Origin of the sequence: Nonlabens sp. Asnod2-A12, assembly GCF_045063745.1 — a bacterium.
Lineage (GTDB): Bacteria > Bacteroidota > Bacteroidia > Flavobacteriales > Flavobacteriaceae > Nonlabens > Nonlabens xylanidelens.
The window spans coordinates 2,290,294-2,313,405 of sequence record NZ_JBEFOB010000003.1; the positions used below are offsets into that span (position 1 = coordinate 2,290,294).

At 35.7% G+C, this 23,112-nt stretch carries 26 protein-coding genes; 9 read left to right on the forward strand and 17 right to left on the reverse strand.

The genetic code is table 11. The annotated features are described in order from the left end of the window. Positions 1-11: 11 nt before the first annotated feature. Both ACJJVJ_RS10485 and ACJJVJ_RS10490 read right to left on the reverse strand, forming a co-directional pair. Positions 12-1,166: an ATP-binding cassette domain-containing protein gene (locus ACJJVJ_RS10485; protein ID WP_405370159.1), complete on the reverse strand. Its 1,155-nt coding sequence runs from the start codon at positions 1,164-1,166 to the stop codon at positions 12-14. 146 nt (positions 1,167-1,312) lie between these two features. Continuing rightward, positions 1,313-2,212 (reverse strand): hypothetical protein, encoded by a 900-nt coding sequence (locus tag ACJJVJ_RS10490; RefSeq protein WP_405370160.1) that lies wholly within the window; start codon positions 2,210-2,212, stop codon positions 1,313-1,315. Between the two features lie 87 nt (positions 2,213-2,299). Here ACJJVJ_RS10490 and ACJJVJ_RS10495 point away from each other — a divergent pair, with 87 nt between their 5' ends. The 8 genes from ACJJVJ_RS10495 to ACJJVJ_RS10530 all read left to right on the forward strand — a co-directional run bounded on the left by ACJJVJ_RS10495 (position 2,300) and on the right by ACJJVJ_RS10530 (position 10,964). Further along, complete coding sequence (locus ACJJVJ_RS10495; protein WP_104514156.1) at positions 2,300-2,935, forward strand: thymidine kinase; 636 nt, start codon at positions 2,300-2,302, stop codon at positions 2,933-2,935. Between the two features lie 2 nt (positions 2,936-2,937). Then, positions 2,938-4,047, forward strand: coding sequence for an alanine racemase (gene alr, locus ACJJVJ_RS10500; RefSeq protein WP_405370161.1), 1,110 nt, complete (start codon positions 2,938-2,940; stop codon positions 4,045-4,047). A 122-nt stretch (positions 4,048-4,169) separates the two neighbouring features. After that, on the forward strand, positions 4,170-4,580 hold the full coding sequence (gene mscL / locus ACJJVJ_RS10505; protein ID WP_348114173.1) for a large conductance mechanosensitive channel protein MscL: 411 nt from the start codon (positions 4,170-4,172) through the stop codon (positions 4,578-4,580). A 187-nt stretch (positions 4,581-4,767) separates the two neighbouring features. After that, positions 4,768-5,757 (forward strand): aspartate-semialdehyde dehydrogenase, encoded by a 990-nt coding sequence (locus ACJJVJ_RS10510; RefSeq protein ID WP_104514153.1) that lies wholly within the window; start codon positions 4,768-4,770, stop codon positions 5,755-5,757. Between the two features lie 65 nt (positions 5,758-5,822). After that, entirely contained in the window at positions 5,823-7,127 is a 1,305-nt protein-coding gene (locus tag ACJJVJ_RS10515) for a T9SS type A sorting domain-containing protein (protein WP_405370162.1), read from the forward strand. 2 nt (positions 7,128-7,129) lie between these two features. Further along, positions 7,130-9,292: a prolyl oligopeptidase family protein gene (locus ACJJVJ_RS10520; RefSeq protein ID WP_405370163.1), complete on the forward strand. Its 2,163-nt coding sequence runs from the start codon at positions 7,130-7,132 to the stop codon at positions 9,290-9,292. Between the two features lie 136 nt (positions 9,293-9,428). Continuing rightward, on the forward strand, positions 9,429-10,379 hold the full coding sequence (locus ACJJVJ_RS10525; protein ID WP_405370164.1) for an ABC transporter ATP-binding protein: 951 nt from the start codon (positions 9,429-9,431) through the stop codon (positions 10,377-10,379). A 111-nt stretch (positions 10,380-10,490) separates the two neighbouring features. Next, the gene (locus ACJJVJ_RS10530; protein WP_405370165.1) at positions 10,491-10,964 is read left to right on the forward strand and encodes an LEA type 2 family protein; all 474 of its coding nucleotides are present in this window, start codon (positions 10,491-10,493) and stop codon (positions 10,962-10,964) included. Here ACJJVJ_RS10530 and truB read toward each other — a convergent pair. From truB to ACJJVJ_RS10600, 14 genes are all read right to left on the reverse strand, one after another. Continuing rightward, positions 10,961-11,668: a tRNA pseudouridine(55) synthase TruB gene (truB, locus tag ACJJVJ_RS10535; RefSeq protein WP_405370166.1), complete on the reverse strand. Its 708-nt coding sequence runs from the start codon at positions 11,666-11,668 to the stop codon at positions 10,961-10,963. The genes ACJJVJ_RS10530 and truB overlap by 4 nt on opposite strands. 84 nt (positions 11,669-11,752) lie before the next feature. Beyond that, positions 11,753-12,469 carry a TerB family tellurite resistance protein gene (locus tag ACJJVJ_RS10540; protein WP_405370167.1) on the reverse strand — a complete coding sequence of 239 codons (717 nt, stop codon included), beginning with the start codon at positions 12,467-12,469 and terminating at the stop codon, positions 11,753-11,755. Positions 12,470-12,581: 112 nt separating this feature from the next. Further along, entirely contained in the window at positions 12,582-13,091 is a 510-nt protein-coding gene (locus ACJJVJ_RS10545; RefSeq protein ID WP_405370168.1) for a DUF2480 family protein, read from the reverse strand. Position 13,092: 1 nt separating this feature from the next. Continuing rightward, positions 13,093-13,413, reverse strand: a complete 321-nt coding sequence (locus tag ACJJVJ_RS10550; protein WP_104514142.1) for an iron-sulfur cluster assembly protein — start codon at positions 13,411-13,413, stop codon at positions 13,093-13,095. 1 nt (position 13,414) lies between these two features. Continuing rightward, positions 13,415-13,840, reverse strand: a complete 426-nt coding sequence (locus tag ACJJVJ_RS10555) for a SufE family protein (RefSeq protein ID WP_348114183.1) — start codon at positions 13,838-13,840, stop codon at positions 13,415-13,417. Then, entirely contained in the window at positions 13,840-14,244 is a 405-nt protein-coding gene (locus ACJJVJ_RS10560; RefSeq protein WP_405370169.1) for an META domain-containing protein, read from the reverse strand. Before ACJJVJ_RS10560 ends, ACJJVJ_RS10555 begins: the two co-directional genes overlap by 1 nt. Positions 14,245-14,271: 27 nt before the next feature. Continuing rightward, a complete protein-coding gene (locus tag ACJJVJ_RS10565; RefSeq protein WP_282957305.1) occupies positions 14,272-15,519 on the reverse strand; it encodes an aminotransferase class V-fold PLP-dependent enzyme in 1,248 nt (415 codons plus the stop codon). A gap of 138 nt (positions 15,520-15,657) precedes the next feature. Next, positions 15,658-16,428, reverse strand: coding sequence for a hypothetical protein (locus ACJJVJ_RS10570; RefSeq protein WP_405370171.1), 771 nt, complete (start codon positions 16,426-16,428; stop codon positions 15,658-15,660). Beyond that, positions 16,415-17,116 carry a hypothetical protein gene (locus ACJJVJ_RS10575; protein ID WP_405370172.1) on the reverse strand — a complete coding sequence of 234 codons (702 nt, stop codon included), beginning with the start codon at positions 17,114-17,116 and terminating at the stop codon, positions 16,415-16,417. Before ACJJVJ_RS10575 ends, ACJJVJ_RS10570 begins: the two co-directional genes overlap by 14 nt. A 22-nt stretch (positions 17,117-17,138) precedes the next feature. After that, entirely contained in the window at positions 17,139-18,452 is a 1,314-nt protein-coding gene (gene sufD / locus ACJJVJ_RS10580) for a Fe-S cluster assembly protein SufD (protein ID WP_104514139.1), read from the reverse strand. A 73-nt stretch (positions 18,453-18,525) separates the two neighbouring features. Further along, positions 18,526-19,278, reverse strand: coding sequence for a Fe-S cluster assembly ATPase SufC (gene sufC / locus ACJJVJ_RS10585; protein ID WP_405370173.1), 753 nt, complete (start codon positions 19,276-19,278; stop codon positions 18,526-18,528). Between the two features lie 5 nt (positions 19,279-19,283). Then, entirely contained in the window at positions 19,284-19,721 is a 438-nt protein-coding gene (locus ACJJVJ_RS10590) for a component of SufBCD complex (protein WP_405370174.1), read from the reverse strand. A 28-nt stretch (positions 19,722-19,749) separates the two neighbouring features. Beyond that, positions 19,750-21,198, reverse strand: a complete 1,449-nt coding sequence (gene sufB / locus ACJJVJ_RS10595; RefSeq protein ID WP_405370175.1) for a Fe-S cluster assembly protein SufB — start codon at positions 21,196-21,198, stop codon at positions 19,750-19,752. A gap of 50 nt (positions 21,199-21,248) precedes the next feature. Continuing rightward, the gene (locus tag ACJJVJ_RS10600; protein ID WP_104514713.1) at positions 21,249-21,578 is read right to left on the reverse strand and encodes an iron-sulfur cluster assembly accessory protein; all 330 of its coding nucleotides are present in this window, start codon (positions 21,576-21,578) and stop codon (positions 21,249-21,251) included. 169 nt (positions 21,579-21,747) lie between these two features. Here ACJJVJ_RS10600 and thiL point away from each other — a divergent pair, with 169 nt between their 5' ends. Beyond that, positions 21,748-22,791, forward strand: coding sequence for a thiamine-phosphate kinase (gene thiL, locus ACJJVJ_RS10605; protein ID WP_104514135.1), 1,044 nt, complete (start codon positions 21,748-21,750; stop codon positions 22,789-22,791). Here thiL and ACJJVJ_RS10610 read toward each other — a convergent pair. Further along, the gene (locus ACJJVJ_RS10610) at positions 22,782-23,027 is read right to left on the reverse strand and encodes a hypothetical protein (protein ID WP_405370178.1); all 246 of its coding nucleotides are present in this window, start codon (positions 23,025-23,027) and stop codon (positions 22,782-22,784) included. The genes thiL and ACJJVJ_RS10610 overlap by 10 nt on opposite strands. Positions 23,028-23,112: the final 85 nt, after the last annotated feature.

Genomic DNA, 23,112 nt, shown 5'->3' on the forward strand with positions numbered 1-23,112 from the left:
ATTTGGCTGGATTAGGAAACAAAGAATCTTCTAGTAGAACTCGATATGTTACGTATGTAAGTAACCTCTATTTGGGCAGCACCTAGAGCATAGAGTACACGATAAAATTGTGTGTCACCAGCAAAATAAGCTAGGTAAACACCACCGTTATAAACTAGCTTTTCAATAGGTAAATTTTCAAAGGCTTTTTTAATCGCTTCTCTATCGCTGGTACTATCTATTTCTATAATTAATTGATCGAGAGTCTCACCTTTAAAACTAGCATTGTTATCTGTATACTGACCATTTTTAAGGTAAATCACTTTATCAGATACTTTTTCTACTTCATACAACTGCTGTGAACTTAAAATTAAAGCAATAGGATTTACTACCGAGTTGCATATAGATTTTAAATCCTCTAGAACTACCTGTTGGGCTAGTACATCTAGATTTGCCAGTGGCTCATCTAGTAGCATCACCTCTGGCTGGCGTAGTAATGTTCTAGCCAGTTCAAATCGCATTTTATAACCAGAAGAGAGTTCACTCCATTTAAGCTGTTTATAATTCCATAGACCTAGTCTAGCAATCATCATGAGTACACGAGTCTCATTTTCCTCTGGAGCAACGCCGTAATTAGAAAGAACAAATTTGAGATTATCCTTAAGGCTACCGTACCAGGTTGCTGTGCGTTGCGGTATGTAAACTAATTTTGCACGCAGGTCATAGTCAGAGGCAATATCTTCTTTAAATACATAGTTTAAGGAACCACTCGTATTATTAAGCTCTCTAGCTAGAATGCGCAGTAAGGTAGTTTTACCATTACCATTTTCTCCTACCAGTCCATAAATATGTCCTTTTTTAATATCTATAGAAACCGGTCCTAATTGAAAACCGCTTCTACCATAAGTTTTAGTAATATCACTAGCTGTTATTACAGGGCCTTGAGTAGATGCAGGTTCTACCTTTTTAGTTTGTAACAGACTCAAAACCTCCATAGATCTAGAGATTAATCCGGTCTCATTATTTACATGTTGTTCTTTCCAGTCGGTAAGAGCAATCATTTTTTTATAGACGTCCATATCTTGAGTGTCCATCGCGCAATCCATAAGCTTGCGATAGCCTAGAACAGTATCTTTATTATCAAAGAAGCTTTTCACCTCTTCAAGTCTTTGTAGGTATAATGACATAATTATGGTTGGTTTAATTATATATAACGCAATTTAAGTAAGTTATGATATAATATTAATGGTAGTATCGCTTTCGCGAAAGCGGAATCCAAAAAAAAAGCAAGACCTGAATCCTGCTTTTATAAATTTCAAATAATTTTTAACAGCTAGTAATTCCTTTCTACTAATTCTAGAAAACGGTCTGCATAGGCATCTTTTCCTTCCCAATTATTGTAATCTGGTTTCACCATAGTGTCTATAAAACTGTATGCATCGTTAAAAGTAGTCATGGTATTTAATTGTGATATCACGCGATTAAAATCCTGGTCGCTACCGTTAAAAAGGTGCTTAATAAAACCTAGACGGTCATTCATACCTATTTTAAGACCGCGATTTAAACGGTCATTAAGGGATAGAGGTTTATCGCTTGCATTAGTGTCATTTACTTTACGCTCAAAAACGGGCATAGTTTGAAAATCTGCAGTGATTTCTTCTAGATCGTTCTTTGTATATTTCTTTACATCTGGAATTACTATTTTTTCATCTACTACAGGTTTTACTTCTTCTGTCTTCTCTACCTCTGGTGTTTCTACTTTTATAGGTTCTGGTTCAGGTGTTTTAATTTCTGGAATTTCAATTTGAGCACTAGTTTCAGGAACTTCATCAGGCATTTCTACCACCATTTTTTGTATGGTAGATATTCCAGGTAATTCTATTTCTTCTCTAGTATCCTCACCATTAGGCATGAAAAGTTCACTTAGATCATTGTTTGCAAAAGCATCTTCTACCTCTTCTTGTGTGTCTTCCATTACTTGCTCTACCTCTCCAGTAATAGAATCTACGTCTTCTTGTGCCTCGGTAAATGCATTTGAGAGTCTGCGTTCTATTTCTGCATCACCAGCAGTGGGCTGCACATCGGCAAAATGTTTTTCTGTAAAGGCAAGAACGGTAAGCTTTTCATATAATTCTTTGGCAATGGCTTGTAGCTCATTCACATCGTCCTTTTTCTTCAGTTGTAGAATACGGTGTGCTAGGCTAGTAAGATCTGCTGCTATTTTCTTTTTCATATTGGGATTATTGCCGCTGGTTTATTTGTATTTTTGAATTCTCAAAATGGGAAATGCATCCCACTTTTAACGCCTGTAAATTACAAAATGTTTCTAGAAAATACCGTTAATCATGAAGAGCAATTCGGCTGGATCGAGGTAATTTGTGGATCTATGTTCTCTGGTAAGACAGAAGAACTTATAAGACGTTTAAAACGAGCACAGTTTGCGCAACAAAAAGTAGAAATTTTTAAACCTGCTATAGATGTGCGATATGATGAGGAGATGGTGGTATCTCACGATTCTAATGAGATTCAAAGTACACCAGTTCCTGCAGCAGCAAATATTCCTTTACTAGCAAATGACTGCCAGGTAGTAGGAATAGATGAGGCTCAATTCTTTGACGACGAGATAGTAGCGGTGTGCAATGCACTGGCTAATCGTGGTATAAGAGTGATCGTTGCTGGACTAGATATGGATTTTAAAGGAAATCCATTCGGTCCTATGCCGGCACTTATGGCAACAGCAGAGTATGTTACCAAAGTGCATGCAGTATGCACCAGAACAGGTAACCTCGCTCAATATTCTTACCGTAAAACTGCAGACGAAGATGTGGTCATGCTAGGCGAACAACAGGAATATGAACCATTAAGTCGCGCAGCATATTATAAAGCGATGATAGCAAATAAGGTGAAGGATATGGATGTGGATGTAGAAGAAGTAAACGATAAAAATTTATCATAAAAATGCAACCAAAGGGTACGAGGCTAGAAGTGAATCTTAATGCCTTAGAGCATAATTACCATTATTTACGCAGCAAATTAGACCACGGCACAAAATTTATATCGGTCGTTAAGGCAAACGCCTATGGTCATGGTATTGTAGAAGTAGCACAAAAATTACAAGATTTAGGTACAGATTATTTTGCCACTGCTTATGTAGAAGAAGCGGTAGAGTTAAGAAATAATGAGATTGTTAAACCTATTTTAGTTTTGCATGCACAACAGCACAATTTAGAGATATGTATAGATCGCTGTCTAGAACCAGTTATTTATAGTGTAGAAATGCTGGATGCTTTTACCGCTTTCGCGAAAGCGAAAAACCAACAGTCTTATCCCATACATATAGAGTTTAACACAGGATTGAACCGTATAGGAATAGATGCGGTAGATCTAGATAAAGTGCTAGATAAAATAAAGTCCTCTCCAGAAATAAAAGTAAGAGGACTACAGTCGCATCTTGCAGCTAGTGAAGATTTAGATGAAGAGGCGTTTACTAGTAAACAAATCTTGCTCTTTGAAAAACTAGCAGATAGAATTCAAGATGAACTAGGCTATGAAATTCTCAAACATGAATCAAATACCAGTGGCATACTCAATTTTAAGAGTGCGCATTTTAGTATGGTAAGATCTGGGATAGGGCTTTATGGTTTTGGTAATGATTTAAAATTTGATAAGCATTTAAAACCTATAGGTACTTTAATCTCTAACATCTCACAAATTAGAACCATCGAAGCTGGAGAAACGGTGAGTTATAACCGCATGTTTGTGGCAAAGGATCGTACTACTTATGCAGTAGTAGCTATAGGTCATGGTGACGGTATTAACCGTATTTATGGTTATGGAAAATTAAAAGTTCAAGTTAATGGGCATGCAGCACCTACATTAGGTATTATATGTATGGACATGTTAATGATAGATATTACTGGTATAGAAGCAAGCGTAGGTGACGAGGTTGTCATTTTTGATCCACAAGTACATACTTCAAGACAAATGGCTGAAGATGCTGGTACAATATCATATGAATTACTTACCGGAATCCAGAAAAGAGTAAAACGTGTTTATTTAAGTAATTAATCGATAATAGATGTATAACGTCTGATTTTTGTTTCTGAGTGCAACCATTTTTTCTTAAGTTTTTGTTAACAGGTTTAAATAAATTAAATTTGCAGTATCATTTTAACTAAATAATCAAAAAGATGCTTAAAGAATTTAAAGATTTTATCATGACAGGTAATGTTGTGGACCTTGCCATAGCAGTTATACTTGCAGGTGCAGTTAGTGCTGTAGTAAAAGGATTTGTAAACTTAATCATGATGCCTATTATAGGTCATTTCTCTGGTGGAGTAGACTTCAAAGATATGAAGGTAGTACTTGCTGAAGCAATAGTAGGAGCAGATGGTGTAGTTACTAAACCAGAAAATGCAATATTATATGGTGCATGGATAAACACTATTATCTCTTTAGTAATCGTAGGATTTGTACTGTTCTTAATCGTTAAAGCATACAACAAAGCAAGAAAGCCTAAAGAAGCTCCAGCACCAGCAGGACCTTCAGCTGAAGAAAAATTACTTGCAGAGATACGTGATGCTATCAAAACGCAAAAATAATATATAGGTTTTAACCTACTTATTAAACCGCCTTATTGTAAGATAAGGCGGTTTTTTTGTGCTTAATAAGTATGCTGTTAAGCCACATTTGTTAATTATTAAACAATTTGTGCAAAATTGAAAATATTGGATAATTGTATGGTTAAGAAGGTCTGACTATATACTTTTACTTCCTAAATTTAAAATAATGAAAATAGCTGTAGTAGGTGTTACCGGTATGGTAGGCCAGGTCATGCTGCGTATCCTTGAAGAACGCAACCTAAATGTTTCAACTCTTATACCAGTTGCCTCAGAAAAATCTGTTGGTACTGAGGTTACCTTTAAGAATAAACAGTATAAGGTAGTAAGTATGAAACAGGCTATTGAGATGAAACCAGATATAGCTCTGTTTTCTGCTGGTGGTTCTGTGAGTTTAGAATTTGCTCCACAGTTTGCTGCAGTAGGAACAACCGTTATAGATAATTCTAGTGCTTTTAGAATGGATGCAGATAAGAAACTTATCGTTCCAGAAATAAATGCTGCTTCTCTTACTAAGGAAGATAAAATTATAGCAAATCCTAATTGTTCTACTATCCAGATGGTGGCTACTATGTCGCCACTTCATAAGAAATACGGTATAAAAAGATTAGTTATCTCTACATATCAATCCATTACAGGTACTGGAGTAAAGGCAGTAGAACAACTAGAAAATGAATTTCAAGGTAAAAAAGGTCCTATGGCTTATCCTTACCAGATTCATAAAAATGCCATTCCTCACTGTGACGTATTTGAAGAAAACGGATACACAAAAGAAGAGATGAAACTGGTTAATGAAACTCAAAAAATCTTAGACGATAGAACCATCGCTGTTACTGCAACTGCAGTACGTATTCCTGTGGTAGGTGGACATTCAGAGAGTGTGAATGTAGAATTTAGAAATGAATTTGATGAGTCTGCTGTTAGAAAATTATTGTCAGATACACCTGGTATTACAGTACAAGATAATGTAGATGTTAATGTATATCCTATGCCTTTAATGGCACATGGAAAAGATGACGTCTTTGTAGGCCGTATAAGAAGAGATTATTCTCAAGAAAATACCGTTAATATGTGGATCGTGTCAGATAACCTTAGAAAAGGTGCTGCTACTAACGCTGTTCAAATCGCAGAATACCTTATAGCGAATGATTTAGTTTAAAAAGACATCCTTTAACAAGCCAGTGAGTATTTTTATCTAACTTTACGTATCTAACGTTATAAGTTATGTTTAAAAAAATACTCACTGGTTTTTTAGTATCCTTCTGTTTTGTAGTTCATGCACAATTCTGGACAGAAAACTCTTCTGGATTTACGAATAATCTAACCGGTTTAAATAGATTTCATGTAGTTGATGAAAATGTAGCATGGGCCATTGCTTATGATGGTGTAAATACTATAAATAATGTACAACAGTTTTCTAAAACAGATGACTCTGGTAATACCTGGAGTGCAGGTTCCTTTGACCTGGGAGATACCGGTTTAGGTATTTCTGATGTGAGTGGTGTAGATGGCACTACAGCTTTTGTAGCTGCTCATCCTAGGCAAGCAGGACAACAAGGTGGTATTTGGAAAACTATAGACGCAGGTATGACATGGACACAACAGACAGGCGCAGCTTTTAATTCGGCTACGAGTTTTCCTAATGTAGTTCATTATTTTGATGCAAATAATGGTCTTGCCATAGGAGACCCAGCAAATGGATATTGGGAGATTTACAGCTCTAATGATGGAGGTGCCACTTATACCAGAATTCCTTCTTCAAGCTTACCGAGTCCGTTGAGTAATGAGACAGGATTTTTAGCACAATTTGCCTATTCAGGAAATAGTATATGGTTTACCACCAGCGCAGGACGTATCGTTCATTCTGCAGATAGAGGTGTGAGTTGGAGTGTGTATCAATCTCCACTAAGCAATTTTGGCGGGACAGCTATTTCTGGAGATATCTCTTTTGCAACCGCAACTAGAGGTGTTATTCAAGATAATTCAGGAAATTTATACCGATCTACAGATGCAGGAGCAAACTGGACGACTATAGTCTTATCAGGTACCGGCGCACCTTATGGTGGTGCCATTACCTACATTCCTAATACTACTAGTATGGTGAGTACAGGTGGTGAAGTGAGTTTTGCAGGTAGTTCCTACTCTCGTGATGATGGTGTTACATGGATTAATATCGATACAGATCAACATGTGGATAATGTCTTTTTTAATACCACAGTAGGGTATAGTGGTAGTTTTAGTAACGCAACTACTGGTCAAGGTGTATTTAAATATGTAGGAAATGTACTTAGTGAAAATTCTATAGAAGATAGATTTGACTTGATTTTAGTTCATAATACTGTTCAAGAACATCTAGAAATCACCACAGATCAAAATATATTGAGTACCGATATATATGATTTACATGGTCGCTTGATAACTACTTCTACAAGTGCTATCATAAACACTAATCAATTGAAGTCTGGAATCTATTTAGCTCAAATCACTACAGATTTAGGTAAAAGAACTTCTAAATTTATAAAACAATAGTTATGAAAAAATGGCTTTATGGAGTAGCAGCTCTAGCAACATTAATCTCTTGTGAAGAAGAAAAGAAAGAACAAAAAAGTATGGCAATGACTTATCCGCAAACTAAAAAAGTGGATACCGTAGACGTATATCACGGTACAGAAGTAGCAGATCCTTATAGATGGTTAGAAGATGACCGTAGTGAAGAAACTGGTAACTGGGTAAAAGATCAAAATAAAACTACTCAAGGCTTCTTATCTCAAATTAAATATAGAGATGAGATTAAAGAAAGACTTACTGAGCTGTGGAATTATGAAAAAGTTGGCGCTCCATTTATAGAAGGAGATTATGCTTATTTCTATAAGAACGATGGTTTACAAAATCAGTACGTTATTTATAGGTACATGAAAGATAGCGATCCAGAAACTGCTGAAGTATTTCTAGATCCCAATACATTTAGTGAAAAAGGAACCACTTCTTTAGGCGGTACTAGTTTTACAAAAGACGGTTCTTTATTTGCCTATTCTATAAGTGAAGGTGGTAGCGACTGGAGAAAGGTAATCGTTATGGATGTAAAGTCCATGAAGCAAGTGGGAGATACCATCATAGATGTAAAATTCTCAGGTATGTCATGGAAAGGAAATGACGGTTTCTTCTATTCTAGTTATGATAAACCAGATGGTAGTGAGTTAAGTGCTATGACAGATCAGCATAAGTTATACTACCATAAAATGGGTACACCTCAAAGTGACGATAAAGTCATATTTGGTGGTACACCAGACCAGAAATACAGATATGTAGGCGGTGGTGTTACAAAAGATCAAAAATTCTTAGTCATCTCAGGTAGCACCTCTACTAACGGTGGTAAAATGTGGATGCAAGAATTAAATAAACCTAATGCTCCTCTAGTTGCTGTTGTAGATAATTTTGATACCAATACGTACTTACTTCATAATGAAGGGACAAAACTCTGGTTAGTTACCGACTACAACGCACCTAATAAAAGAATAGTAATGACAGACTTTTCAAATCCTACACAGGACACTTGGAAAGATGTCATTCCAGAAACAGAGCATGTACTATCTCCATCTACTGCTGGTGGGTATATTTTTACAGAATATATGGTAGATGCGGTTTCTCAAGTAAAACAATACCGTTATGATGGTACTTTAGTAAGAGAAGTAAAACTACCAGGAATAGGTAACGTAGGTGGTTTTGGAGCAAAAGAAAAAGACGCAACTTTATATTATAGTTTTACTAACTATACAACTCCAGGTAGTACTTATTTATACAACATAGAAAAAGGAACATCAGAGTTATATCGCAAGCCAGAAATTAAGTTCAATAGCGACAACTTTGAGAGTAAACAAGTTTTCTATGCATCTAAAGATGGTACAAAAATACCTATGATCATATCTTACAAAAAAGGGATGGTTTTAGATGGTAAGAATCCAACGATTCTATATGGTTATGGAGGCTTTAATGTTTCTCTTAATCCTGGTTTTTCAGTTACTAGAGCAGCATGGATGGAAATGGGTGGCGTTTATGCCGTTGCAAACCTACGTGGTGGTGGAGAGTATGGTAAAAAATGGCACGACCAAGGGACTAAAATGCAAAAACAAAACGTATTTGACGATTTTATAGCCGCAGGAGAATGGCTCAAAGAAAAAAAATATACCGACACAAAACACCTTGCTATTCAAGGTGGTTCTAATGGTGGTTTGTTAGTAGGAGCTACTATGACACAACGTCCAGACCTAGCAGGAGTTGCTTTTCCTGCAGTAGGAGTTCTAGATATGTTGCGTTATAATAAATTCACAGCAGGTGCTGGTTGGGCATACGATTATGGAACTGCCGAGGATAATCCAGAAATGTTTGAATACCTTAAAGGATATTCTCCACTGCATAATATTAAAGAAGGCGTTTCTTATCCAGCAACTATGGTAACTACAGGAGATCATGATGATCGTGTAGTGCCAGCACATTCCTTTAAATTTGCGGCAGAGCTGCAGTCTAAGCAAGCAGGTGATGCGCCTACTCTAATAAGAATAGAAACAGACGCTGGGCATGGCGCAGGAAAATCTACCGAGCAACAGATTCAAGAATGGACAGATATCTATGGTTTCGGTCTATTTAATATGGGATATGAAACTTTACCAGAGGTAAAATCTCAAGTGAAAATGTAATCGTACGTATTATAGAATATAGAAAACCCATGTCTCAAGACATGGGTTTTTTTATGCCTTTTGTTTTTATCAAATCAACGAGTTCTTTTTATAAAAAATTAGTAAGATCTGAATTGTCGGTAGTTATCTTTGTTAGATGCTGCAATTGATTGATATAAGTTTCGCTTTCGCGAAAGCGGAAACCCTAAAAAACATTTCTCTAGACATAAAACAAGGTACTCATGTTGCCGTGATAGGAGAGAGCGGTTGTGGAAAAAGTACTTTGCTAGACATAACCTATGGTTTATTACAGGCAAAAAAGGGACAAATATTGTGGGATGATGAAGAACTTACTGGTCCAGACCATCATCTAGTGCCAGGACACCCCATGATGAAGTACGTGCCGCAAGAATTTGACCTCATGCCTTTTACTAGTGTATTTGAGAATGTGGGAGAACACCTTTCTTTACAAAAAGATGATCGAGTAAGTCGCATTCTAGAATTACTCGATGTAGTAGATATGAGCGACCTCAAGGATCGCAAGGTAAAAACTCTTTCTGGCGGGCAGAAACAGCGTGTAGCGATAGCAAAAGCACTTGCACAAGAGCCTCAACTATTATTGTTAGATGAGCCTTTCTCGCATATAGATAACTTCAGGAAAAATGCATTGCGTAGGAAGTTGTTTGACTACCTAACGATTAATAATATCAGTTGTCTCGTTGCTACTCACGATCGCGATGATGTACTATCATTTTGTGATAAAACAGTTATCATGCAAGAAGGTGCCATTATCGATTATAGAACTACCGCACAAGTGTATGAAAAACCATTAAGTGTTTATACGGCATCTTTGTTCGACGAAGTAAATCTTATACCTAAGGAATGGTTGAATTCTGAAAAGGATTTAATTTTATATCCGCATCAATTAAAAATATCTGAAACAGGATTTAAGGTTGAGGTGCAACAGTCCTTTTTTCAAGGTGCAGATTTTCTTATAGTTGCTCAAAAAGATGGAAAACAAGTGTTTTTTAAATCAAAACAAGCTATTTCAAATGAAAAGCAGCTGTTTTTAAATGTCTTCCCAGAAAATTTGGCTCTCAGAAATTGAATTTATACTATTAGCTTGTTCCAAATTTATCAGGGATCGGCTCGTTCTATCTCGATTGATTATTAATTTCAAACTCTTTACATCTTTCTATCTTTGCACAAATATCGCTCCATGAAAAAGCTTTTTATTCTTCTAGTATTTATATTTCTAAGTTCTTGTGGTAATCCATATGAAGACATCGTCTTTGTAGAGATTAAAGATGCTCAGTTAGAAAAAGCAACGGCTAGTCAGTTAGATGTAGTTGCTACTTGTGTGCTTTTTAATCCTAATAGCGTCGGTCTTAATCTTAAAGAGGCAGACTTTGATGTTTATATTAACGGTAAGAAAACAGCGGTTGTAAATCAGCATGAAGATGTGGTTATGCCTGCAAATTCAGAATTTGAATTTCCTATACGCACTTCTATTAATCCTAAAGAAGTTTATGGAGAAAAAGGGAAAGGATTTCTAGGCGCAGCATTACAAATACTTGCAAGTCAAAAGGTAGAAGTAAAGTATCAAGGTAGTATAAAAGTTGGGAAAGGAGCTGTTAATTTTACTGTACCAGTGGTGGACAGTTTAAGTGTTCCCGTAAAATTTAATTTCTAGTCTCCAGCATCTGTTTTAACCAGCTGTTCAAAACCTTCTATAGTCATCGCATTTTCTACTCGATAATTACCTATGGCTGTTCTTCTAAGAGCAGATAAGTGACCACCATTATTTAACGCAGCACCAAAGTCATGTGCTATAGATCTAATGTAGGTTCCTTTACTACAGGAGATTCTAAAATCTACTTCTGGCAACTCAATTCTTGTGATTTCAAATTCGTGAATGGTAACTGCTCTAGAGGCTATCTCTGTGGTTTCTCCAGCGCGTGCTAGTTCATAAAGACGTTTTCCATCCTTTTTAATAGCAGAGAAAATAGGCGGTTTTTGCTGAATCTCTCCAGTAAATTGTGCGGTAGTTTCTTTAATTAACTCGTCAGTAAGTTGATCTATTGGAAAGGTTTGATCTATCTCAGTTTCCATATCATAACTAGGTCTAGTACTACCTAGTGTTATCGTACCGGTATATTCTTTTTCTTGTGCCTGGTAAGTGTTTATGTTCTTAGTTTCTTTACCTGTACATATAATAAGAAGCCCACTAGCTAGCGGATCTAATGTGCCTGCGTGACCTACTTTTATTTTCTTAATCTTATATTCTTTTCTTATCAACCAGCGCAACTTGTTGACCACCTGAAAAGAAGACCATTCTAGTGGTTTATCGATTAATAATACTTGGCCTTTTAAATATGGATTATCTAGATCTTGCATAGGTTGCAAAGGAAAGAAATTTGTAATGAAAAAGGATTAGACCAGGCATTTGATTTATGATTTAAGTAAATTTTAAACTTAAACTTAACTCATGCCACGCTCTTTACGTATGGTTTCATAAGCATCTTGCACCTTGCGAAATTTTTCTCCAGCGCCTTTGCGATAAGCCTCATCCATATCCATTAATTTATCTGGATGGTATTTTTTTGCCATAGTCCTGTAGGCTTTTTTTACCTCATGATCTGGTACGGATTTATCTATTTCTAGAATCTTGTACGCGTTATCTTGATCTTGAACAAACATGGCTTTTATAGAAATAAAATCACGCTCTGTAAGTCTTAAATGACCAGCTATTTGTTGTATAACACGTATCTCGTCTGCGCTTACATGACCATCGGCCTTTGCAATACCGAATAAGAAATGAAGAATTTGCAACCTAGACTCATATCTAGTTCTTGCGTTGAGGTAATTACATATTCTAGCAGCACTTACTTCTCGTTTTTTAACAACGTCGTTAAATACTCTAAAAATGGCATTTGCCTTTTCTTTACCATAAGAACTCACAAAGTACTGTCTTACATAATCTAGCTCAGTTTGCGTCACCTTACCATCTGCCTTAATGACTAGTGAGGTTAAAGAAAGTAAGTTCAATTCAAAATCTTGCGGACTTACTGTAGTGCTTCTTTGATATGGATTACCTGAGTAAGTTGTTCTTCTTTGTTGAGAGCTTCCATCACTTAAAAAAGTGTTGTAAAGCCATCTAAGAACAAAAAATATAGCGATATAGCTTAAAATTTGCATATGGTAGGGTGCTGGTTGTAATTACGAGAACACTCTCGTTTCTAGCATATTCTTTTCAAGGAATGTGCCATTAACAAATGTCTATTATAGCGTGACAAAATGGCGATCGCAGTTATTTTTTACGTTTATAAACTGGTACAGAAGAGCAGGCCTCACCATACATAATAGAACGAGCAACGGTCTGTAACTTTTCAGTAATCATACCATAGGCAGCAACAGGAACAGGTTTATTAGAGCAACCTTTTACTATAACCGGTGCGTCTTTAAACTCGCTTACATCTAGGTTTTGAATCACCTCTCTGTAAATTTCAGTTTCTAACTGTTCTAGAGAACCGTAAACTACTTTCTTTGCGATTCCTTGTAAATGACTTTGTACTAACATCCACGCCCATTGTGGTACAATAGCGTCTGTGCTACATATTATAGCAACGTAATGTTCATTATAAACTGTAAAGTCTGTTGTGTTTAAGCTTTCGCGAAAGCGGGATTCTATCAAAACCATTCCTTCTAACAGCCATTGAGAAATATCAATAACTGTACGAGAACCTGGCGCGTAGAAATCTTCTAAGTCAAAGTTCTTTAACTTAGAGTTTGCTACGCGATTAATGATTTCTTCTTGCATTTTAAAGCATTCCTAATTCAAGTTTTGCCTCTTCACTCATCAATTCTTTGCTCCATGGTGGGTCAAAAGTGATCTCTACCTCAGCATCAGTTACCTCTTTAAGAGACTTTACTTTTTCTTCTATTTCTACTGGTAGCGTTTCGGCAACTGGGCAGTTAGGAGATGTTAGAGTCATGAGTATTTTTACTTCGGCATCGCTGCTTACCATAACGTCATAGATCAAACCTAGTTCATAGATATCTACAGGTATTTCTGGATCATATATAGTTTTAAGTACTTTTACTACTTTCTCTCCTAGTTCTTGTCCGTTTACTTCTTCCATCTTAATTTACTTGAGTTTGATATGCAACCGCATACATTTTTAATTGTTTAATCATAGACACGAGACCATTTGCACGTGTAGGAGAAAGGTGTTCTTTAAGGCCTATCTCATCTATGAAATCTGTGTTTGCAGCAATAATATCTGCAGGTTTCTGTCCCGACCATGCTCTTATAAGAATGGCGATAATACCTTTTGTGATAATAGCATCACTGTCTGCAGTAAAAGCGATTTTACTATCTACAAGCTCAGCATTTACCCATACTTTAGACTGGCAACCTTTAATGATACGGTCTTCAGTCTTAAGACTCTCATCTATTAATGGAAGACTTTTCCCTAAATCAATCATATATTCATAACGCTGCATCCAGTCGTCAAACATAGAAAAGTCCTCTACGATTTCTTCTTGTATTTCTTGAATACTTGCCATTACTTAGTTTCTTTTTTTACTGCAACTATGATTACCTCACCATCTTTGTTAAGTAAGTCTAGTCCAGTCTTAGTTTTATTTACAGCAGTTACTAGAGATAGATGATTTAAATAATCTTTTTCTACGGCTGCAGTTTCTTTACAGTACATTTTTGTGCCTGCCATCATTCCCATTTCTACTTGATTATCTTCAGGGTTTTTAAAAGTACCGAAGTATCCATTACAAGCAGATTTACCAGAAATCTTATTTTCTTTTCCCATTTCTATAGTCATGGTAATATCGTGAGCAGAGTAGTCGTTGCTACCTACCATTGTGATATCATAATCACCATTAATAGCATCTATATCTTTACAGCTGGTAACCATAAGGGTCATTAAAACGAGTATTGCAGTAGTTAGTTTCATATAATTTGTTTTAAATTATCTTAAAAGTTAAGATAACATATTTACAGCACGTTGCAAAGCTTGTACCATAACATCTATTTCTTCTTTAGTATTATAAAATGCAAAACTAGCTCTTATGGTTCCAGGTATTTGATAACGCTCCATAACTGGTTGTGCACAGTGGTGTCCAGTTCTTACAGCAACACCTAGTTTATCTACTATGGTACCTATGTCATAAGGATGTAGACTAGCAACGTTAAAACTTATTACGGCAGCTTTGTCAGTCACATCTCCAAAGATCTTTGCTCCTGGAATGGTTTTAATTTGCTCTGTTCCATAAATAAGCAACTCATTTTCATAGGCAGCGATGTCATCCATACCTATTTCATTTAAGTAATCTATAGCTGCGCCTAAGGCAATACCACCAGCTATGTTAGGTGTTCCTGCTTCAAATTTATGTGGTAAACCAGCATAGGTAGTTTTTTCAAAACTTACCTGGTCTATCATCTCACCACCGCCTTGATAAGGAGGCAATGCGTTTAATGCTTCTTCTTTACCGTATAAGATCCCTATTCCTGTAGGACCACACATTTTGTGACCAGCCATGGTATAGAAATCTGCATTGAGAGCTTGTACATCTATCTTCATGTGTCCACAAGATTGTGCACCGTCAATAAGTGTCATTGCTCCATGCTCGTGTGCTGCATCTATAATTTCTTTAACTGGATTAGTAACTCCTAGCGCATTAGAAATGTGATTTACAACTACAAAAGCTGTTTTAGAATTAAGTAATTGATGGTAAGTTGCCATGTCCAGCTCTCCATTATCTAGTACAGGTATAACTTTTATAGTTGCTCCTACACGTTCACATAACATTTGCCATGGAACGATATTAGAATGATGTTCTACAGCACTAAGGATTACTTCATCCCCTTTTTTTACAAAGGCATGAGCGCCGTTTGCTACAGCATTTATAGAATGTGTGTTACCTGAAGTAAAGATGACTTGCTTAGTATGAGCAATATTAAAAAAGGCTCTTACTTTCTCGCGGCTTTCTTCAAATAAATCTGTTGCTTCCTGACTTAATGCGTGTACACCACGGTGTATATTTGCATTATATAATGTATAATACTCAACGATTTTATCAATAACCTGTTGTGGTTTTTGAGAAGTCGCAGCATTATCAAAATAGATTAATGAATGTCCATTTACCTTGCGGTTTAGGATAGGAAAGTCAGCTCTTATTTTCTTGATGTCTAGCATACCTGCAAAGGTACGATCTAGTCGTGAAGGCATTGTTAAATTGGAGGAAGATATTCTGTTGTACTCGAGTAAAATCTCTCTATAAAAAATGCCTCATCAAAAGATGAGGCATTTTTTAATATATAAGTAATTCGTCTCTCTTACAAATCAAAACCGATCTCTACGCCTAGTTTATTGATACTCTTCTTGATCCTTGATTTGTTTAGAATCTATTAAATTAATTATTTCTTCTAGTGAGTTTTTGATAGGGGTAGATTCACTCTTTTTCAACATCAATTCAGCCTTATTTTTAATACGATTTAAATTTGCGTCTGGATATGTATTAATAAGTAGGGGAAAATAAGTGTTAATCCCTGTTGCTAGTTTATCCTTACCTGCAGTAGAAAATGCAGCTTCATTATTGATTTTATCTAGGTATAATAAATAATTTCCAATTAAGACATTTATGTTATTACTGATTGTGTGTTTTACACTAGCAGATTTAGGATCGTCTGCTTGTTTTTTAACTTGATCATTACCTAATTTAAAATATCGTAATTGAAGGCCTAAACCGAATTGCTCAACGGCAAGCATTTCTTCATCGTAAAGATAATTATCTTTGCGATCTCTTGCGGTATATATTTGACTCATGCTTCTATATTCCTCAAAGAAATCTTGGCCAACTTTATTCCTGTGTTTTCCGCCTAATTCTGTGTCGTCTAATACTACCTTGAAGTTTTGTTGATCTGTCAGTTTCTCTACTATTACTCGAGTCGTTGGGTCGTCTAATGTAGGTAGTTTTTCATCCTGCTTATATCCATATCTTAATTCTAGTACGGCCGAGTGATAATCCTTAGTATCCCAATATCTTTTTTCTATTGGAAACTCATGCTCCATTTTTTCTTCACAACTACTTATTATTAATAATGTAAGTAAGAGTAGGGCACCTTTAATTTTGAACATCTATTATAATTTTAGAATTCTTGAACGATTGTAAATCTAACAATAAACTATCAATTTGATGCTCGTATTTCTTTTGCTCACCTAGAACATAGCTATGGAATGTATCATAGTCATATTTCTTTTGAAATTCTCTTTCCTTTATATAGGTATCTTCTATTATATTAAGCACTTCACTACTGGTTGTGTATGGTAATATTGAGATTTCTTGTTTTGCTTTTCTGGTAAATAGTTCTGTTATTTTAAAATGATATTTTTCATGTCTTAATAACTCTTCGCTATATGTTTGTTGATCATAAACAAAAGATCTAGAAGGGTGAAAAAATGATTGAATTAAAATGTGGTCTTCTTTTATATCGTAATCAATTTCTGTATAGATGTATGCAAACCTTTCATTTCCATATAAAGACTTTTTAAAAAGTTCAATGCCTTTAAAATCTAGAAATGTTATATCATCATATTGATCATAAGTCATTGGTTTTTTATAGTCCAGATAATTAGTATGACTTAAAATGGCTATAATAATCGCAAATAAAATGAAAGTTGCTAGGCTTGTTTTTAAAATAAATTTAAACCGTTTAAAATGAATCCCAGTACCATTCTTTTTTTCTTTAAGTACCAATATTAATTGATAAATAACAGGTGAAAATATCACCAAAAAGAATAATACTGGGATTAATATATCCGTCACGCTTTGTATTAATTATTTTCTCTTACAAATCAAAACCGATCTCTACGCCTAGTTTAGTGGCAATAAGTTTAGTAATGCGAGATTTAATCTCTGGTATCTTTACTGTTTCTAATACGCTATTTGCAAAGGCAAACATCAATAGCGCACGAGCTTCCTTTTTAGGAATACCACGAGCTTGCATGTAGAACAATGCTTCGTCATCTAGTTGACCTATAGTACAACCATGAGAACATCTTACATCATCTGCAAAGATCTCTAATTGAGGTTTTGCATTAATAGTAGAAGTATCGCTTACTAATATGTTATTGTTTTGTTGATAAGCGTTGATCTTTTGAGCAATCTTATCTACAAGAACTTTACCATTAAAAACTCCTACAGCACGCTCGTCAAAGATTTGCTTGTACTCTTGGAAACTCTCACAATTAGGCGCTGTGTGGTGTACTAGTGTAGAGTGATCTACATGTTGTTTACCTTCTATAATAGTAACACCGTTAAGTACAGAGTTACAGTGCTCACCACGCTGATAAAAACTCAAGTTATTACGAGTTATTTTACCGCCGAATGAGAACGTGTGAATACGTACCTCAGAGTTGTCTTTTTGCTCTGCAAATGTGTGATCTATTAAAGATGCACTCAATTTATCATTCTGGATTTTGTACCAGTCTACAAGAGCACGCTTTGCAGCATATATTTCTGTAACACAGTTAGTAAGTACAGCGTTATCGCTTAGACTTTGATGTCTCTCTATAACTTGTACTTGAGAATTTTCTCCTACTACTACTAGATTACGAGGTTGCGTCATCATCTCTGCCTCGTTACCTGTAGAGAAATAAACGATCTCGATAGGCTTTTCTACCGCTATGTTTTTTCCTATGTGTATGTAAGCACCTTCTTTTGCAAACGCTGCATTTAAAGAGGTAAGTCCATCCTTAGTCGCTAGTTTGTTATAATAATTCTCAATTACAGATGCGTATTTAGGATTATTTAATGCGCTAGACATTAAACAAACGTCAAATTTATCATGCGTAGTTTGAGAAAGATGCGAACTATAAATACCGTCTATAAATATAATGCGGTAAGCATCAATTTGATGGATAAGGTATTTTTTAATATCTCCATAATCGATAGATGTTTCCTTTTTAGGAAACAGACTATAGTCTTTATTAAATAAAGATTTTAATGAAGTGTATTTGTATGCTTCTTCTTTACGCTGTGGAATTCCTAGATTTTCAAAATCTTTCAATGCCTCACCACGTAGTTTATGCACGTAGTTATTAGTTTCTACCTCATTTTCTAAGGCGATAAAAGAAGAAAGAATATGGTCTTTAAAACTCATAATTGTTGTTGTTTAAAGAGTTGGATGTTGTTTCCGCTTTCGCGAAAGCGAGATCATCACAATCCTATTAAATTTATGCTTCTACTTCTTCTTTGATCCAGTCATAACCACGCTTCTCTAATTCTAAAGCTAGTTCTTTACCACCAGATTTTACAATACGTCCATTATATAGTACGTGTACAAAATCAGGAACGATATAGTCTAGAAGTCTCTGGTAGTGTGTGATAACTATAGTTGCGTTATCCTTGTTTTTCAACTTATTTACACCATTTGCCACGATACGTAGTGCGTCGATGTCTAGTCCAGAGTCAGTCTCATCAAGAATAGCAAGTTTAGGTTGTAACATGGCCATTTGAAAAATCTCGTTACGCTTTTTCTCTCCACCAGAAAACCCTTCATTCAATGAACGAGAAAGGAATTTACGGTCTATTTCTAAAAGCTCTGACTTCTCACGTATCATCTTTAACATGTCCTTTGCAGTCATGTCATCTTTACCTTGAGCCTTGCGAGTCTCGTTGATAGCGGTTTTCATAAAGTTAGTTACAGAAACACCAGGAATCTCTACTGGATACTGAAATGAAAGAAAAACACCTCTGTGAGCTCTTTCTTCAGGATCTAATTCTGCAATGTCTTCACCTTCTAGAGATATTTCTCCACCAGTAACTTCGTATTCTTCACGACCAGCGATAATATTTGCTAGTGTAGATTTACCAGCACCATTAGGTCCCATTATTGCGTGAACTTCTCCTGGGTTTACCTCTAGGTTGATTCCATTAAGGATTTCTTTTCCCTCTATAGTTGCTTTAAGGTCTTTAATCTTTAACATATCTGTTATTTAACTTCTTTAATATCTAACGTTTTTCCAGTCTTAATCACGTTTGCACTTGTTGCTGGAGTTACTTCTATAATCTTTGTGATGGACACCATTTGATCCCATCCTTCACCTATTTCAGCTTTTACTGGATTAGGTTGTATTGTTCCATGTATAACGACATTTACCATGTCAAATTCCGTTTTTTTCAATGCTTTTGCCACCTCATTGAGTTCGTGCATTTTATCATTGATCTCTACGGCATAGATCTCGTTTCTTGTAGTAAGAACAGCAGCGTCTTTTAGGTAAATAAATTCACCTCTATAGAGTTGTTCTCCTTCTGGAAGTGCGTTTTCTGTCACTTCTTTTGTTACTACAGTTTCTTCGGTAGACTGGCTCTCATTTTTACAAGAGGCAATACTTAATACTAAAAAACTAAAAACGATTAATCGTTTCATATTTAATAAATTAATTGGTTATCGGTCTCTATCCTACAGATCCTTCTAGACTAATTTCTAGTAGTTTTTGCGCTTCTACCGCAAATTCCATAGGTAATTTATTCAGTACTTCTTTAGAAAAACCATTTACGATAAGTGCAATTGCTTTTTCTGTATCAATACCACGCTGGTTACAATAGAAAATCTGGTCTTCACCTATTTTACTTGTTGTTGCCTCGTGTTCTACTTTTGACGTACTGTTACTATTCTCTATGTATGGAAATGTATGTGCACCACACTCATTACCCATTAATAAACTATCGCACTGTGAGAAGTTACGAGCGTTAATTGCTCTAGGTCCTATTTTTACAAGACCACGATAAGAGTTTTGAGATTTACCAGCACTTATTCCTTTAGAGATAATGGTACTTTTAGTATTTTTCCCTAAGTGAATCATCTTTGTACCGGTGTCTGCTTGCTGGTAATTATTAGTTACAGCGATAGAATAAAATTCTCCTACAGAGTTGTCACCTTTAAGAATACAACTTGGGTATTTCCAGGTTACAGCACTACCAGTTTCTACTTGTGTCCATGAGATTTTTGAATTTTTCTCACAAAGTCCTCGTTTAGTAACAAAGTTAAAAACACCACCTTTTCCTTCGGCATTACCAGGGTACCAGTTTTGCACGGTAGAGTATTTGATCTCTGCGTCGTCCATAGCGATTAATTCTACTACAGCAGCGTGCAGTTGATTTTCATCACGTGATGGTGCCGTACAACCTTCTAGGTAAGAGACAAGGCTGCCCTCGTCTGCAACAACTAGTGTTCTCTCAAACTGTCCAGTACCACCTTCATTAATACGGAAGTATGTAGAAAGTTCCATAGGACATTTTACACCTTTAGGAATGTAACAAAAAGAACCGTCAGAAAATACCGCGCTGTTAAGAGCTGCATAATAGTTGTCTTTTTGAGGAACTACGGTACCGAGATGTTTTTTAACTAATTCTGGGTGATCTTGTATCGCTTCAGAAATAGGGCAGAAGATGATTCCTTTTTCGGCTAGAGTTTCTTTAAATGTAGTCGCTACAGAAACTGAATCTATCACAATATCCATCGCTACACCAGCAAGTTTCTTTTGCTCGTCGATAGATATCCCTAATTTTTTAAATGTCTCTAGTAATTCTGGATCTACTTCGTCTAGGCTGTCGTATTTAGGTTTAGAATTAGGAGCAGAGTAATAAGAGATGGCTTGTAAATCTGGTTTATCATAATTTACGTTTGCCCATTCTGGCTCTTCCATCTCGATAAATACACGATAGGCTTGTAATCTCCAGTCTAGCATCCATTGTGGTTCATTTTTCTTTGCAGAAATAATGCGTATCACATCTTCACTTAAACCTATAGGAATAGTATCTGATTCCATTTCGGTATAGAATCCGTACTCATATTCCTTATTCTGAAGCTCTTTTTCTAATTGTTCTTCTGTATACTTTGACATATATTTTCTTTTAATTCCGCTTTCGCGAAAGCGTCACTACCTACTGTTTTTTATAGAGAAAACGATTCTCCACAACCACAAGTTCTTTGTGCATTTGGGTTGTTAAATACAAAACCTTTACCATTAAGACCGCCACTAAATTCTAGTGTAGTACCTACTAGGTAAAGAAAACTCTTCTTATCTACGACTATCTTTACATCGTTTGCTTCAAAAACCTTATCGGTTTCTGTAGTTGCCTTATCAAAATTTAAATCATAAGAAAGTCCGCTACATCCACCACTCTTAACACCTACGCGTACAAAGTCCTGACCTATAGTAAAACCTTCTTCACTCATTAATTGAGTAAGTTTAATCTTTGCAGTTTCTGATACACTTATCATATAAATTGCTTGTTTAAAATGCATACAAATATACGACACTAAGAACGGTAAACATTGGAGAGCCATGATATTCTCATATAGTGATATACAATCTGTTTATTGCTAGCTATATTTTAAAGATTAGGTTCTTTTTATGCTGTCATTGTGGGCTATATCGTAATTTTGCAACATGATAGAAGATAAAAATCCACAACGTACTCCTGTAGAGAACCTAGGCGAGTTTGGCCTTATTGATTTTATAACTAAGAATTTTGAGATCACTCATTCTTCTACGGTTACAGGTATAGGTGATGATGCCGCTGTATTAAATCATGCTAAATCTACTGTAGTTACTACAGACATGCTGGTAGAAGGTGTTCATTTTGACCTAAGTTATGCTCCTTTAAAGCATTTAGGGTATAAAGCGATTATGGTAAATCTATCTGATGTTTATGCCATGAATGCAGTTGCTACTCAGGTGACTGTTTCTATTGCTATTTCTAACAGATTCCCTGTAGAGGCAGTAAAAGAACTGTATGAAGGTATAGAAATGGCATGTAAAACTTATAATGTAGATTTAATAGGTGGTGACACAACAGCTTCTAGAAGTGGGCTTGTTATATCGGTAACGGCTATAGGTGAGCAAGATGCAGATAAGATAGTGCGTAGAAAAGGAGCTGCTGATGGTGATTTATTAGTGGTTTCTGGTGATATAGGTGCTGCTTATATGGGACTTCAAATTCTTGAAAGAGAAAAAGCTGTTTTTAAAGCAAATCCACAAAACCAGCCAGATATCGATGCGTATAGCTATTTATTAGAACGCCAGTTAAAACCTGAGGCAAGAAAGGATATTCCTAAATTGTTAGAAGAGTTAGATGTTCTACCTACTAGTATGATAGACCTGTCTGATGGTTTAAGTTCTGAAATTATACATTTATGTAAACATAGTGATGTAGGAATTACTATCTATGAGGATAAAATACCTCTAGATCCTACAGTAATTACTGCTTGTGAGGAGTTTAATCTAGATAGTACAACTATTGCTTTAAGCGGTGGTGAAGACTATGAGTTATTGTTCACTGTAAAGCAGGAAGATTTTCCTAAAATTAAAGCAAATCCTAGTCTGTCTATAATCGGGCATGTGGTAGACGCATCTCTAGGCAGTAATCTAGTGACGCGTGGTGGTGAGCAAATCCCAATAAGAGCTATGGGATGGAATAGTTTTCAAGAATAAGAAACGACTAACCCTGCTTTTTGTCTTTTACGAGCCATGTCGTTTAACGCTTCATTTATTTGTGAATGTAAGTCGTTAAGCGGTACGACTTCTCCATAAATAGTATTAGTGATTTGTTTACCGCACTTTGAACAACACATTTCTTGTACGCGGTCATTAACTACATGAGAAACTTGGTAGTTGTGCTTTGTAATGGAGCATCTTGCGGCCTTAATTGGGGAATATTTTTTACGCATCGATAGGGAGAATTAGAGTAATAGTATTCTGGTTAGAATTAAGCCAACTAATATAAGTCAAATTGTTAATAAAATTTGTCTAAAC

Bases quoted from the DNA above. Each gene is read 5' to 3' on its own strand.
- ACJJVJ_RS10485 (WP_405370159.1), bottom strand. From the start codon at position 1,166: ATGTCATTATACCTACAAAGACTTGAAGAGGTGAAAAGCTTCTTTGAT.
- ACJJVJ_RS10490 (WP_405370160.1), bottom strand. From the start codon at position 2,212: ATGAAAAAGAAAATAGCAGCAGATCTTACTAGCCTAGCACACCGTATT.
- ACJJVJ_RS10495 (WP_104514156.1), top strand. From the start codon at position 2,300: ATGTTTCTAGAAAATACCGTTAATCATGAAGAGCAATTCGGCTGGATC.
- alr (WP_405370161.1), top strand. From the start codon at position 2,938: ATGCAACCAAAGGGTACGAGGCTAGAAGTGAATCTTAATGCCTTAGAG.
- mscL (WP_348114173.1), top strand. From the start codon at position 4,170: ATGCTTAAAGAATTTAAAGATTTTATCATGACAGGTAATGTTGTGGAC.
- ACJJVJ_RS10510 (WP_104514153.1), top strand. From the start codon at position 4,768: ATGAAAATAGCTGTAGTAGGTGTTACCGGTATGGTAGGCCAGGTCATG.
- ACJJVJ_RS10515 (WP_405370162.1), top strand. From the start codon at position 5,823: ATGTTTAAAAAAATACTCACTGGTTTTTTAGTATCCTTCTGTTTTGTA.
- ACJJVJ_RS10520 (WP_405370163.1), top strand. From the start codon at position 7,130: ATGAAAAAATGGCTTTATGGAGTAGCAGCTCTAGCAACATTAATCTCT.
- ACJJVJ_RS10525 (WP_405370164.1), top strand. From the start codon at position 9,429: ATGCTGCAATTGATTGATATAAGTTTCGCTTTCGCGAAAGCGGAAACC.
- ACJJVJ_RS10530 (WP_405370165.1), top strand. From the start codon at position 10,491: ATGAAAAAGCTTTTTATTCTTCTAGTATTTATATTTCTAAGTTCTTGT.
- truB (WP_405370166.1), bottom strand. From the start codon at position 11,668: ATGCAAGATCTAGATAATCCATATTTAAAAGGCCAAGTATTATTAATC.
- ACJJVJ_RS10540 (WP_405370167.1), bottom strand. From the start codon at position 12,469: ATGCAAATTTTAAGCTATATCGCTATATTTTTTGTTCTTAGATGGCTT.
- ACJJVJ_RS10545 (WP_405370168.1), bottom strand. From the start codon at position 13,091: ATGCAAGAAGAAATCATTAATCGCGTAGCAAACTCTAAGTTAAAGAAC.
- ACJJVJ_RS10550 (WP_104514142.1), bottom strand. From the start codon at position 13,413: ATGGAAGAAGTAAACGGACAAGAACTAGGAGAGAAAGTAGTAAAAGTA.
- ACJJVJ_RS10555 (WP_348114183.1), bottom strand. From the start codon at position 13,840: ATGGCAAGTATTCAAGAAATACAAGAAGAAATCGTAGAGGACTTTTCT.
- ACJJVJ_RS10560 (WP_405370169.1), bottom strand. From the start codon at position 14,244: ATGAAACTAACTACTGCAATACTCGTTTTAATGACCCTTATGGTTACC.
- ACJJVJ_RS10565 (WP_282957305.1), bottom strand. From the start codon at position 15,519: ATGCCTTCACGACTAGATCGTACCTTTGCAGGTATGCTAGACATCAAG.
- ACJJVJ_RS10570 (WP_405370171.1), bottom strand. From the start codon at position 16,428: ATGTTCAAAATTAAAGGTGCCCTACTCTTACTTACATTATTAATAATA.
- sufD (WP_104514139.1), bottom strand. From the start codon at position 18,452: ATGAGTTTTAAAGACCATATTCTTTCTTCTTTTATCGCCTTAGAAAAT.
- sufC (WP_405370173.1), bottom strand. From the start codon at position 19,278: ATGTTAAAGATTAAAGACCTTAAAGCAACTATAGAGGGAAAAGAAATC.
- ACJJVJ_RS10590 (WP_405370174.1), bottom strand. From the start codon at position 19,721: ATGAAACGATTAATCGTTTTTAGTTTTTTAGTATTAAGTATTGCCTCT.
- sufB (WP_405370175.1), bottom strand. From the start codon at position 21,198: ATGTCAAAGTATACAGAAGAACAATTAGAAAAAGAGCTTCAGAATAAG.
- ACJJVJ_RS10600 (WP_104514713.1), bottom strand. From the start codon at position 21,578: ATGATAAGTGTATCAGAAACTGCAAAGATTAAACTTACTCAATTAATG.
- thiL (WP_104514135.1), top strand. From the start codon at position 21,748: ATGATAGAAGATAAAAATCCACAACGTACTCCTGTAGAGAACCTAGGC.
- ACJJVJ_RS10610 (WP_405370178.1), bottom strand. From the start codon at position 23,027: ATGCGTAAAAAATATTCCCCAATTAAGGCCGCAAGATGCTCCATTACA.